Source organism: Pseudoalteromonas holothuriae, assembly GCF_945859825.1.
Lineage (GTDB): Bacteria > Pseudomonadota > Gammaproteobacteria > Enterobacterales > Alteromonadaceae > Pseudoalteromonas > Pseudoalteromonas holothuriae.
Genome location: NZ_CAMAPC010000010.1, coordinates 121,697 through 134,232, shown reverse-complemented (window position 1 = coordinate 134,232; position 12,536 = coordinate 121,697). Strand labels below are relative to the sequence as shown.

Here is a 12,536-nt window from a genome sequence, read left to right as displayed (position 1 = left end):
AAATAAAATGTTAAAAAATACGTTAAAAAACTTGACTGACTGCTCATATAAACTACAGTCGTTTATAGATTGCTCAATTCAATGAGCTTTGAGCAGTCTAGCAAATTATAAAGTTTAGATTAACTAAATTAGTCAACTTATAGAAGGATGTAGAAGTATGGCTTGCGGAAAAGTCAAGTGGTTCAACAATGCCAAAGGGTTTGGTTTCATCGTGGAAGACGGCAGTGAGGAAGATATCTTTGCCCATTACTCAACGATTGTAATGGATGGATACAAAACGCTTAAAGCTGGTCAGGATGTAACATTCGAGCTACAAGAAGGCCCCAAAGGCCTTCATGCTACTAACATCGCCCCCCGCGATGTAGAGATGGCATAATTGTAGTTTTGGCTATCGGAAGCGGGTTGCATTTGTTGCTCGCTTCATATTTCTTATAATTTTTATTCTCCTCCCTTTAAAATTTCTAATTAGCCCTCACTAATAATGCTTGATACAATAACGCCTGTTACCAAGAGGTGGGTTAAATATTTTTATTTACTGAAAAAGTGAAAATATCTAACAAACTTGCTATAACCTGTTGCCATAAGGCAACATAGCATTCCCTTTGCATTGTTGAATGGCTTAAGTAGCCACAAAATCTAGGAATGATGATGACATCAAAAATTATTTATACCAAAACAGATGAAGCGCCGGCGCTAGCCACATATTCATTGCTTCCAATAATTCAAGCATATACGAATGCCGCAGGCGTAGAAGTTGAAACCCGTGACATTTCGTTGGCCGGTCGTATCCTTGCTAACTTTCCTGAGTTTCTAACGCAAGAACAAAGAATTAGCGATGCATTGGCTGAATTAGGTGAACTTGCAAAAACACCTGAAGCAAACATCATCAAGTTGCCAAACATTAGTGCCTCTGTTCCTCAGTTACGTGCAACCGTTAAAGAACTACAAGAAAAAGGCTATGCACTGCCTGATTACCCTGCTGAACCTAAAGATGAAAAAGAAGCTGCAATTAAAGCGACTTATGACAAAATTAAAGGGAGTGCGGTAAACCCTGTATTACGTGAAGGTAACTCAGACAGGCGTGCACCTGCTTCAGTAAAAGCTTATGCTCGTAAAAACCCTCATTCAATGGGTGCTTGGTCTGCTGACTCGCAGTCATACGTTGCCAGCATGACCGATGGTGACTTTTTTGGTTCTGAACAGTCAACCACAATTAAACAAGCCACTGATGTTCGCATCGAGCATGTTGCACAAAACGGTGACGTAACAGTTTTAAAAGCCAGCACACCTTTATTAGCTGGTGAAATAATCGATGCATCTCGTTTGAGTGTATCTGCGTTACAAGACTTTTTGGCCGCTGAAATTGCATCTGCAAAAGATAAAGGTGTTCTTTTTTCATTACATATGAAAGCAACCATGATGAAAGTGTCTGATCCAATCATCTTTGGTCACGCTGTAAAAGTGTTTTACAAAGACGTATTTACAAAACACGCTGCTTTGTTTGAAGAGCTAAGCGTTGACGTAAATAATGGTTTAGGTGATGTTTATGCAAAAATCCAACAGCTAGATGATGCAAAACGCCAAGAAGTAGAAGCTGATATTGCAGCTGTTTATGAGTCAAGCCCAAGCATTGCGATGGTAGATTCTGACCGTGGTATCACTAACCTTCATGTACCAAGTGACGTTATCATTGATGCATCAATGCCAGCAGCAATACGTACCAGTGGCCAAATGTGGAATTCAGAAGGCAAACAACAAGATACAAGTTTTGTTATTCCTGATCGTTGTTACTCTGGTGTTTATCAAGCAACAATAGACTTCTGTAAGAAAAACGGTGCATTCGACCCACGTACAATGGGTACGATCCCTAACGTCGGCCTAATGGCTCAAAAAGCAGAAGAATATGGTTCACATGACAAAACTTTTGAAGCTCCATCAGCGGGTATAATTCGCGTTGTAGACAGCGGCGATGATGTATTACTTCAACACAACGTTGAGCAAGGTGATATCTGGCGCATGTGTCAGGTTAAGGATGCACCAATAAAAGATTGGGTGAAACTGGCCGTTAACCGCGCTCGCGCAACAGGTGTACCTGCAGTATTTTGGTTAGACGAAACTCGCGCTCACGATGCTCAACTTATCAACAAAGTTAAAGCATACCTGCCAGAGCACGATGTTGAAGGCCTTGAGCTACTCATCAAAGCACCTATTGAAGCAACACAATATTCATTAGCTCGTATGAAAGATGGACAAGATACTATTTCAGTAACTGGTAACGTATTACGTGATTACCTCACTGATTTATTCCCAATTCTTGAGCTTGGTACAAGCGCTAAAATGTTATCTATTGTTCCTCTTATGAATGGTGGTGGCCTGTTTGAAACTGGTGCTGGCGGTTCTGCGCCTAAGCACGTACAACAGTTTGAAAAGGAAAACCACTTGCGCTGGGATTCTCTAGGTGAATTCTTAGCGTTAGCTGCATCACTTGAGCATTTAAGCCAAGTTGCTGGTAACGCTAAAGCGCAGGTGCTAGCAGACACACTTGACCAAGCGACAGGTAAATTCCTTGACGAAAATAAATCGCCATCTCGTAAAGTGAATGAGCTTGATAACCGTGGCAGCCACTTCTATTTATCACTTTACTGGGCTCAAGCGTTAGCAGCGCAAACTGCAGACACACAACTACAATCGCAATTTACTGAAATTGCAGGTAGTTTAGCAGCACAAGAACAAACCATTGTTGATGAACTAAACAGTGCTCAAGGTAACTCAGTGGACGTAGGCGGTTATTTCCAACCTAACGACGACCTAGCGTTTGCTGCTATGCGCCCAAGCAACACGTTTAATCAAATTTTGTCAAAACTTGTATAAGCTTTACATATAATTTTAAGCCTGCTTTTGCAGGCTTTTTACTTTTTAAGGTATGTTTAAGCAAATGACTCGCCTTGTAAAGTCATTCCGCTATGGCTTATCAGCAAATTAAAAGATGCTTCTGCCATATTCTTTACCTTTTTTGCACACCCACTTTCATGTAATTCTTCCCCCTTGGTTAATAGTACCTCATCATTTTATAAGCTCTTTAAAAGAGCTACAAAGCTTTGTGGTTTTAGATGCTGCAATGTTACAATTAATATCGTTGTGGTTACCCGGTGAAAATATGAACAAGCCCAATTCAAAAGCAGCTAAAATAAATAAGGCTAACCGCCTACATAACAATAAACTCTCAAGAAACCGCCCAGTAAAACGTTCGCTCCCACCTGAACAAGTCAAAATAGTACTATTTAATAAACCTTTTGATGTCTTATGCCAATTTACCGATGACAGTAATCGAGCCACTCTTGCTGATTATATTAAAGAAAAACAGGTGTATGCAGCCGGTCGCCTAGATAGAGACAGTGAAGGACTTTTACTGTTAACTAATTGTGGAAAATTACAAAATCAACTGACCGACCCCAATAAAAAAACTACAAAAACTTATTGGGTGCAAGTAGAGGGTGCGCCTTCAGAAAGTGCAATCCAAGCACTGTGCAATGGCGTTGAACTCAAAGACGGGTTAACTCGCCCAGCCAAAGTTGAAATTATTCCAGAACCAGATATTTGGCCAAGAACCCCTCCTATCCGAGAACGTGCAAATATACCAACAACCTGGCTTAGTATCAGTATTAGTGAGGGAAAAAATCGCCAAGTGAGAAGAATGACAGCCCATGTTGGCCACCCAACCCTTAGATTGATCAGAGCCAAAATTGGCAAATATACACTTGATGGCCTAAAAAATGGTGAATATAAAATACTAACCATGTAATGACAGCCATATCAGCTTTTAGCAACCCGCTTTTGCGTGCTATAATCACGGCCTTTGAAAATCAGGTAAATTTACAGCAAATATTATGAGCGATAATAGTCACATTAAAGTCATCGTGGGCATGTCCGGCGGTGTAGATTCTTCAGTTTCAGCTTACTTACTTAAACAGCAAGGCTATCAGGTCGAAGGCTTGTTTATGAAAAACTGGGAAGAAGACGACAATGATGAATATTGCGCTGCTGCTGAAGATCTCAAAGATGCGCAAGCTGTATGCGATAAGCTCGGCATTGAACTTCATACCGTAAACTTTGCAGCTGAGTATTGGGATAACGTTTTTGAATATTTTCTAGCCGAGTATAAAGCTGGACGTACACCAAATCCTGATATCATGTGTAACAAAGAAATTAAGTTTAAAGCATTTTTAGAATTTGCAGCACAAGCACTAGGCGCTGACTACATTGCGACTGGTCACTATGTTCATCGACAAGAACGTGATGGAAAATTTGTAATGTGCCGAGGCCTTGACGATAACAAAGACCAAAGCTATTTCCTGTATACATTAAGCCATGAGCATATTGGGCAAACCCTATTCCCTGTCGGTAATATCGAAAAACCTGAAGTTCGACGCATTGCTGAAGAACAAGACTTAATTACCCATGACAAAAAAGACAGCACCGGTATTTGCTTTATTGGTGAACGTAAATTTAAAGACTTTTTACAAAAGTTTTTGCCTGCACAACCAGGTACGATTGAAGACACTGAAGGTAACGAAGTCGGTGAACACGAAGGGCTTATGTATCATACGCTCGGTCAACGCAAAGGTTTACTCATTGGCGGCATGAAAGAAGGCAATGGTGAACCTTGGTATGTGGTTGATAAAGATATCGAACGTAACGTGCTTATTGTAGGCCAAGGTAAAGATCACCCTCACCTGTTCAGCAATGGTTTAAATGCCAACCAGTTACACTGGGTAGATCGTATTGGTCCCAAAGGCACCACACGCTGCACAGTAAAAACCCGCTATCGTCAAACCGATATATCATGTACTTTACTTGTAGGTGAAGATGGTATGGCACGAGTATTATTTGACGAGCCACAAAAAGCTGTCACACCAGGTCAATCTGCAGTTTTCTACGCTGAAGATGTTTGTTTAGGTGGTGGCATAATAGACTCGGTGATTAAGTAATGGCTGCAAATTATGTAATGCCCCTAGCGGCAATGTGTCAAATTACTAAACTTGTACAAAAAACAGCAAAATATGGCCAGTTTAATGAACGGGAAGTTGAGAGCTTTTTGCAAAGTATTGTTAACTTAAATCCTGAACAACCTGAGGATGTTTATAGTGACAGCTTCGCTTTAAAATCAGGCTATCGGACTTTGCTTTCACAACTCACACCGCAAGGTGATAAAGACGTAGAAATGGTCAAATATGTAGGCAGCATCATGCAATTAGAGCGCGCCTTATCAAATAATCCAAAAGCGCTCAGTGAACTTGCGAAGCGCTTAAAGGACGTTGAACGCCAATTACAACACTTTGAAATTTGTGACACGACTATTCTTGCGGCTTTAGCAGACATTTACAGCGAAGTTGTCAGCCCGCTTGGACAAAAGATCCAAGTATTTGGTGAACCAGACTTGCTAAAGCAAACTGCAACGCAACAAAAAATTAGGGCATTACTACTTGCGGGTATTCGTAGTGCTGTGCTTTGGCGTCAATTAGGTGGTAAACGCCGTCAGTTTTTCTTTGGTAAAAAGAAAATTATCGCCGAAGCACAAAGACAAGTTTAAAAATATCGTTCAAAACCAATTAGTTTAGGAGAAATTATGGAGCTTTCAGCGTTAACCGCTATCTCTCCAGTGGATGGTCGCTACGGTAGTAAAACTACCGAACTGCGTGGCATCTTTAGTGAGTTTGGCTTAATTAAGTACCGCGTTACTGTGGAAGTACGTTGGTTACAAGCACTTGCCAAAGCTCAAGGCATTGCTGAAGTACCTGCATTTAGTGATGAGGCAAATGCATTGTTAGACAGCATCGTCGATAACTTTAGCGAAGCAGATGCTGCGCGAGTAAAAGACATCGAGCGTACCACAAACCATGACGTAAAAGCGGTTGAATACCTTTTAAAAGAAAAGGTTGCCCCAAATGCCGAACTAAACGCCATCAATGAGTTTATTCACTTTGCATGTACTTCTGAAGATATTAATAACTTATCTCATGGTCTAATGTTAAGTGAAGCTCGGGACCAAGTATTACTCCCTTACTGTGATGAACTACTTGCCGCTATCAAAGCCAAAGCAATTGAGTATCGTTCAATTGCTATGATGACCCGTACCCACGGTCAACCCGCTTCTCCATCAACGATGGGTAAAGAGTTTGCGAATGTATATGTACGCTTGCAACGCCAACGTCAACAAATAGCACAAGTAGATATTTTAGGTAAAGTTAATGGTGCAGTAGGTAACTACAATGCACACCTAAGCGCTTACCCAGACTATGATTGGCACACCCACGCAGAAGAATTTGTTACCAGTCTAGGCTTAACATGGAATGCATTTACTACACAAATTGAGCCGCACGACTACATTGCTGAACTATTTGACGCAATTGCTCGTTTCAATACTATTTTACTTGATTTTGATCGTGACGTTTGGGGTTACATAGCACTGAGCCACTTCAAACAAAAAACAGTTGCAGGTGAAATCGGTTCATCAACGATGCCACACAAAGTGAACCCAATTGACTTTGAAAACTCTGAAGGTAACTTAGGCATCGCCAACGCTATCTTTGCACATTTGGCACAAAAGCTACCTGTATCTCGTTGGCAACGTGACTTAACTGACTCAACGGTATTACGCAATTTAGGTGTGGGTATGGGCTATGCCCTGATTGCATACCAATCTACACTCAAAGGTGTAAGCAAGCTTGAAGTGAATGCTGATAAGTTACTAGAAGAGCTAGACCAAAACTGGGAACTACTAGCTGAACCAATTCAAACTGTTATGCGCAAATATGGTATTGAAAAACCATATGAAAAACTCAAAGAGCTAACCCGTGGTAAGCGAGTGAACCAAACTATCATGGCTGAATTTATTGATGGTTTAGAGCTTCCTAATGAAGTAAAAGCGCAAATGAAGCAAATGACGCCAGCAAATTACATTGGCCGAGCGGAAGCTTTTATTGACGAACTAACGTAACTTAGAATTAAATTAAACTATAAAGCGAAAGAAACTTCTTTCGCTTTTTTTATGGAAAAAATTATGTATCAGTTGAGCATTAACAATCTAACAATCGAGCAATTTTTATCGCAGTATTGGCAAAAAAAACCATTGCTAATCAAATCTGGTTTTGCAAATTTTGTCGACCCTATCGAACCCGAAGAATTGGCAGGGCTCGCAATGGAAGAGAGTATTGAATCTCGGCTGATCACCAATCACAATAACGATTGGCAAGCACATCATGGCCCATTTGAAAATTTCAGCCTTTTAACCGAACAGAACAGCACCCTACTCGTTCAAGCTGTTGATCATTGGCACCCCAAAGCTGCTACACTATTAACACCATTTCGTTTTGTACCTAACTGGCGAATTGATGACTTAATGATTAGTTTTTCAACTCCTGGTGGGGGGGTTGGCCCACATCTAGATCAATATGATGTATTCATCATACAGGGCAAGGGAAAAAGACACTGGCGTGTTGGTATGCCTGATCCCAACTTAAAGCAGTTTGCCCAAAATAAATCGTTACTTCAGGTTGAGCAATTTGATGCCATAATTGATGCTGTACTGGAAAGTGGTGACATCTTGTATATTCCGCCAGGCTGTCCGCACGAAGGTTATGCGGTTGAAAATGCACTGAACTATTCAGTAGGTTTTAGAGCCCCTGACCAAAAAGACCTTATTTCTAGTTTTGCAGATTATTTAATTGATAATGAGCTTGGTAACACACGTTACAGTGATGCTAATTTAATCAAGTCTGATTCAGTGGGTATGATCAGTGACAATGAGGTAGAGAACATTCATCAACTAATGCAACAAGCATTTGCTGACAAGCACACATTCAAGCACTGGCTTGGTACAATGATAAGCCAACCAAAGCATGATATGGATCTCGCACCTCTAGATGAGCCGCTTAATTATGAAGAACTGACCGACTACTTAGCATCATCGGATTTTATTTATCGTGCCGGCGGTGTTCGCAGTGTCTATCAAGTTCATGATAAATCTGTATTACTTAGCGTTAACGCGCAGACGTATACTTTACCTATTACGGCGCTGTCGAGCGTTCAGCTGTTAACTGACAAAACTGAGTTTACGGTCTTGCAAATTAAAGAAGCGCTAAAATGTGTGGTATTTATGAAAACTTTAGCTAAACTGATTAGTGAGGGAACATATTATTTACAAGAAGGCGATGAGTTTGAGTAATTAAGTTATTAGCATTCAAACTGTGACCGTTGCCAAGTTACTTTAGGTTTGTTTTATTATCAAGCTAACTTTTATCTTGCTAATAAATCACGCAACATTATGCACTTAAAGGCTTGGTAACCTGCGCAAATACGCTAAGTATTAGGTGGAGGAATCATGAGTTACCATGTTGACAAGGTCAGTTGGCTTCAAAAAAAAGCGCAATTAAAAAAAATTCGTGAACGTGTATTCGTCTATGAGCTACATATTCCTAAGGAAGTTGAGTTTGACGCATTAGATGCAAAGTCTGATCATGTTATTATATGTAATGATGATGAAGAACCTGTTGGAACAGGTAGGCTTAGCCCAGACGGGTTGATTAGTCGTATTGCAGTCATTCAATCACATAGAAATCGCGATGTTTATGCTTCTTTGCTTAATTACTTGGTATTACTTGCCAGTGACAAAGGCTTAGACAATATCTATGTCAATTGTATTTTAGATGAAGTGCCCAATTTTGTTGATAATGGCTTCTTAAAACAAGGTTGTGTTTTTATGGAAGCAGGGATCCCAAGACAAAAGTTGAGATGCCCTATCTCCGCATTCAAAACTGAGCCATTTACGATGCTTCATTAACCCAAAGTTCGTCTTTGTCGGCAATTTCGTAAAGACCATGTGCCCTATTTACAAGCAAATTCGCAAATTTCGCTTGGGTTTCGTCCTGCACGCCTGCTGCAACTATTTCATCAGCTCTCATCTGCCAACGGTATGAAAAGCTTTTTATGGCTTCTCGAGCTGTTGCTGCGGCACTTGTTTCCATATGATCTGTAGGCAAACGCCCTGTTACTACCCAATACGTTTTTCCCGTTTGAGCTTTAATCTTCCAAATTGCACACAGCGGCGCTAAAAACCGGCTTTCTTTATCAAATACAGTACTTGGTATAATGCCTTTTTCTGCTAGATGCTTTTGAGCACTTTGAAAGCACTCTCTTTGCCATTGCTTTTCTAATTCTTCGCGCTGTTGTGGCGTTAATTGTTGTTGTTCGCTCATATTTAACTTCTTTATTAAGCTTGCTTGATGCCAGTAATGTAAGGGTTTGCTTTCATCCTTGCAAGCCCTTAACACAAAACTGTTAATATTAACCTGCATACAATAACTAACAAATTATTGTATGGCTTCAGTTCAAGAATTACCAAGCACTTGAGCTGGATTAGTTTTTGTTGCTTGCCAAGCTGGGTACACACTCGCAAGTAATGCTAAAACTAAAGTCACTGTCAATGTGATAATAATATCTGACCAAATTAACTTTGAAGGCAAAAACTCAACAAAATAAACGCCTGCAAGCGGATTGCTATTTGCTTCTACAAAAGCCGCATTAAATAAGTCAGGTAAATTTATCGCCAGCAACACACCAACAGCGGTGCCGATAAAAGCCCCTATTGCAGCGTATGTGATCCCTTGCAAAGCAAACGTAGCAAATATTGTGCTATCTTTAGCCCCCATTGTTTTCAAAATAGCAATGCTGGCTTGTTTCTCTTTTACTTCCATGACCATTGAAGACACAATATTAAAACTGGCTACCGCGATAATGAGAAATACGACTAAGAACACAATGGTTCTCACCATTTGAATATCCTGATATAAGCTTCCTTGTGTTCGAAACCAGCTATTTACATAAACAAGGTCAGTAAGGCTCTGACCTGCGTTCATAGCAATATCATGCGCTTGAAAAATGTTATCGACTTTTGCCCTTAAACCGGTCACTTGAGAAAGGCTAAGGCCTAACGTATTTTGTAATGCATTTAAATGAGTTAATGCTAGGGATTCGTCAACCGGACCGCCCATATTGATAATGCCAACAAGCTCTAATGATAAACGTTTCGGTGCAGCCAAAGGTTTATCTGCATGTTGATTTGCAACAAGAATTGTTATTCTATCCCCGATAATTGCACCCAGTGATTGCGCTATTTTTTTGCCTAAAACAATTTCATTTTGCTTAAGTTGGGCGATATTCTTACCTTGTATATAAGCACCAATTCCCGACACTTTTTGATGTAACCTTGGGATAACAGCTTTGAGCTGCGTGGCTTTTAATTTGCCTTTATATTGTACCATTGCGGTTAGGTTAATCTCTGGTGTAGCGGCAAGAATGTTTGGATGCTGCTCTAACTGCTCAACCTTTTTCGGCCAATTATCAATGGGTTCGTAAGGCGCTTGATAACTCACATGTGGTACGACCGATAACAAACGCTCTTCAAGCTGTTGCTCAAAGCCATTTATCACTGATAAAGCAATAATCAAAACCGTTACGCCTAACATAACCCCAAGAGTTGAGGCTTTACTTAACAAACTTACGATACCGGTTCTGCGCTTTGCTTGTCGAAACCGCTTGCTTAAATATGCACTAAGCATGGCTTACCTCAGCAAGCAAACCATCATCGAGTTGAACACTTCGGCCAAGTTTTGCTGCTAATTCTAAGTCATGGGTCACAACGACAAAACTGGTATTCAACTGTTTATTCAATTGCGTTAATAATTCATAAATACGCACCGCATTATACTTGTCTAAATTACCGGTTGGCTCATCAGCAAGCACCAAAGATGGCTTAGTAACCAGTGCTCTTGCGATTGCTACACGCTGACGTTCTCCACCTGATAGTTCAGACGGTTTGTGTGAAGCACGCTGCTTTAAACCCACACGCTCTAACATTGCTAACGCTTCTGGATGTGCTTGTTTAGCACTCATTCCACTTATCAACAGTGGCATTGCAACATTTTCAAGCGCGGTAAACTCCATCAATAAGTGGTGAAATTGATAGATAAAGCCCATATTTTGATTTCTAAAATCAGCTTGCTTTGAACGAGAAAGTTGACCTACCTGCACTCCCTTAATGCTGACACTACCTGATGACTCAGTATCTAATGTGCCTAAAATATGTAGCAGTGTACTTTTACCAGAGCCGGAACTGCCTACTATCGCCAGCATTTCACCTTGGCGAACTTGTAAATCAACCCCCTTTAGCACATCAACTTGTGCTTTCCCGTCTTGATATGATTTGCCCAGCTTTTGGCAATCTATCACTAACTCATTCATACCTTAATACCTCTGCTGGTAGAACACTGGCTGCTTTTTTTGCTGGATACAAAGTTGCAATAAAACTCATTAAAATGCTGACTAAAGCCATTGTTAATAAACCTGACTGTGAGAAAACCACCGGTAAACTTGCTCCTCCAAGTAATGACAACCCCGTAAATGCTAAAATTTCATTGATATAATTAGCAACTAAAATACCAAAAACAACACCTATCATTGTACCAATCAAACCATTGTATAGCCCTTGTACCATAAATACCCGGCCTATCATTTGTGGCGTAAACCCTAACGTTTGTAAAATGGCAACTTCACCTTGTTTTTCTCTTACCATCATAGATAAAGCTGACAATATGTTGAATATAGCGACTATCACAATAAGTCCCAATAAGAACGACATAATACGCTTTTCCATTGCAACAGCAGCAAATAATGTTCCCTGCTGTGACTGCCAATCATCGATGTCAAAATCACGCTTTAGTTGCGGGTTTTCAAGATAAAAATCACTCAGAGCAAATGCATCATGCAAAGTTATACTCACGTCATATTTGGCACTGTCTATACGTCGCATCAGCCTCGCTAAACTCTTACCGTCAGCAAAAGCCAGAGCCGTATCAGCTTCGCTGTTTGAATCATAGATAGCAGCAACAGTAAAGAGACGTTGCATGGGTATACGTCCAAGTGGTGTATAACTTGATACATCAGGTAAAATTACTCTAATTTCTTCACCAACTCCAACACCTAATTTGCTGGATAAATAACGGCTTATCATCAACTGATATTTACTATTTTCCATTCGCGTACTAGACCCACTATAAATATGCTGCTCTACAGGGTTACTATATCCCGAAAAAACCCCTTGCAGCCTTACGCCTAAAAGTTCTTTATTCGTTTGCAAAATGACATCTGAGGTTAAATAAGGCTGTATACGTTTTACCTGTTTATTATCTCGTAACTTTTTAAGTAACTCTGTGTTATCACCTGAATTTGAGGTGTGGCGAAGTTGCACATGCGGAATTAAATCAAGCATGGCGGTTTTAAGCGACTGTTCAAAACCATTCATTACCGAACTCACAGTGATCAAAGACATCAATCCCAGTGCAATCCCAGCAATGGAAAAAAACGAGATAAATGAAATAAAGGCGTTACCTTTAGCGGCTTTTGCATACCTTAAGCCAACAAATAGGCTAACTGGCTGATACATATTAATTTTGATGATGTTTGAGGCTAATGTTGCGAAT

General features: G+C 40.3%; 12 protein-coding genes. 8 read left to right on the top strand and 4 right to left on the bottom strand.

The window, feature by feature from the left end:
- The first annotated feature begins 157 nt into the window (after positions 1-157).
- The 8 genes from cspD (at position 158) to OCI93_RS13465 (ending at position 8,839) form a co-directional block, all read left to right on the top strand.
- On the top strand, positions 158-376 hold the full coding sequence (gene cspD, locus OCI93_RS13500; RefSeq protein WP_261593552.1) for a cold shock domain-containing protein CspD: 219 nt from the start codon (positions 158-160) through the stop codon (positions 374-376).
- Positions 377-648: 272 nt separating this feature from the next.
- The gene (locus OCI93_RS13495) at positions 649-2,871 is read left to right on the top strand and encodes an NADP-dependent isocitrate dehydrogenase (RefSeq protein ID WP_261626600.1); all 2,223 of its coding nucleotides are present in this window, start codon (positions 649-651) and stop codon (positions 2,869-2,871) included.
- Between the two features lie 247 nt (positions 2,872-3,118).
- The gene (locus OCI93_RS13490) at positions 3,119-3,802 is read left to right on the top strand and encodes a pseudouridine synthase (RefSeq protein WP_261593549.1); all 684 of its coding nucleotides are present in this window, start codon (positions 3,119-3,121) and stop codon (positions 3,800-3,802) included.
- Between the two features lie 82 nt (positions 3,803-3,884).
- Positions 3,885-4,988 carry a tRNA 2-thiouridine(34) synthase MnmA gene (gene mnmA, locus OCI93_RS13485; RefSeq protein WP_315942820.1) on the top strand — a complete coding sequence of 368 codons (1,104 nt, stop codon included), beginning with the start codon at positions 3,885-3,887 and terminating at the stop codon, positions 4,986-4,988.
- A complete protein-coding gene (hflD, locus tag OCI93_RS13480; RefSeq protein ID WP_261593547.1) occupies positions 4,988-5,590 on the top strand; it encodes a high frequency lysogenization protein HflD in 603 nt (200 codons plus the stop codon). The genes mnmA and hflD overlap by 1 nt, the downstream gene beginning before the upstream one ends.
- Before the next feature lie 36 nt (positions 5,591-5,626).
- The gene (purB, locus tag OCI93_RS13475) at positions 5,627-6,997 is read left to right on the top strand and encodes an adenylosuccinate lyase (protein ID WP_261626598.1); all 1,371 of its coding nucleotides are present in this window, start codon (positions 5,627-5,629) and stop codon (positions 6,995-6,997) included.
- Between the two features lie 63 nt (positions 6,998-7,060).
- Positions 7,061-8,224, top strand: a complete 1,164-nt coding sequence (locus tag OCI93_RS13470; protein WP_261626597.1) for a cupin domain-containing protein — start codon at positions 7,061-7,063, stop codon at positions 8,222-8,224.
- A 156-nt stretch (positions 8,225-8,380) separates the two neighbouring features.
- Positions 8,381-8,839: a GNAT family N-acetyltransferase gene (locus OCI93_RS13465; protein ID WP_261593543.1), complete on the top strand. Its 459-nt coding sequence runs from the start codon at positions 8,381-8,383 to the stop codon at positions 8,837-8,839.
- On the opposite strand, the gene OCI93_RS13460 is transcribed toward OCI93_RS13465, so the two are convergent.
- From OCI93_RS13460 to OCI93_RS13445, 4 genes are all read right to left on the bottom strand, one after another.
- On the bottom strand, positions 8,823-9,254 hold the full coding sequence (locus OCI93_RS13460) for a DUF4826 family protein (RefSeq protein ID WP_261593542.1): 432 nt from the start codon (positions 9,252-9,254) through the stop codon (positions 8,823-8,825). The genes OCI93_RS13465 and OCI93_RS13460 overlap by 17 nt on opposite strands.
- A gap of 132 nt (positions 9,255-9,386) precedes the next feature.
- On the bottom strand, positions 9,387-10,616 hold the full coding sequence (locus OCI93_RS13455; RefSeq protein ID WP_261626596.1) for a lipoprotein-releasing ABC transporter permease subunit: 1,230 nt from the start codon (positions 10,614-10,616) through the stop codon (positions 9,387-9,389).
- A complete protein-coding gene (gene lolD / locus OCI93_RS13450) occupies positions 10,609-11,298 on the bottom strand; it encodes a lipoprotein-releasing ABC transporter ATP-binding protein LolD (protein WP_261593539.1) in 690 nt (229 codons plus the stop codon). Before lolD ends, OCI93_RS13455 begins: the two co-directional genes overlap by 8 nt.
- A complete protein-coding gene (locus tag OCI93_RS13445) occupies positions 11,291-12,499 on the bottom strand; it encodes an FtsX-like permease family protein (protein ID WP_261626595.1) in 1,209 nt (402 codons plus the stop codon). Before OCI93_RS13445 ends, lolD begins: the two co-directional genes overlap by 8 nt.
- Between the last annotated feature and the right edge of the window lie 37 nt (positions 12,500-12,536).

Coding starts and splice junctions, on each gene's coding strand:
- OCI93_RS13465 (WP_261593543.1), top strand. CDS start 8,381: ATGAGTTACCATGTTGACAAGGTCAGTTGGCTTCAAAAAAAAGCGCAA.
- OCI93_RS13455 (WP_261626596.1), bottom strand. CDS start 10,616: ATGCTTAGTGCATATTTAAGCAAGCGGTTTCGACAAGCAAAGCGCAGA.
- OCI93_RS13495 (WP_261626600.1), top strand. CDS start 649: ATGACATCAAAAATTATTTATACCAAAACAGATGAAGCGCCGGCGCTA.
- OCI93_RS13490 (WP_261593549.1), top strand. CDS start 3,119: ATGTTACAATTAATATCGTTGTGGTTACCCGGTGAAAATATGAACAAG.
- purB (WP_261626598.1), top strand. CDS start 5,627: ATGGAGCTTTCAGCGTTAACCGCTATCTCTCCAGTGGATGGTCGCTAC.
- cspD (WP_261593552.1), top strand. CDS start 158: ATGGCTTGCGGAAAAGTCAAGTGGTTCAACAATGCCAAAGGGTTTGGT.
- OCI93_RS13445 (WP_261626595.1), bottom strand. CDS start 12,499: ATGTATCAGCCAGTTAGCCTATTTGTTGGCTTAAGGTATGCAAAAGCC.
- lolD (WP_261593539.1), bottom strand. CDS start 11,298: ATGAATGAGTTAGTGATAGATTGCCAAAAGCTGGGCAAATCATATCAA.
- OCI93_RS13460 (WP_261593542.1), bottom strand. CDS start 9,254: ATGAGCGAACAACAACAATTAACGCCACAACAGCGCGAAGAATTAGAA.
- OCI93_RS13470 (WP_261626597.1), top strand. CDS start 7,061: ATGTATCAGTTGAGCATTAACAATCTAACAATCGAGCAATTTTTATCG.
- hflD (WP_261593547.1), top strand. CDS start 4,988: ATGGCTGCAAATTATGTAATGCCCCTAGCGGCAATGTGTCAAATTACT.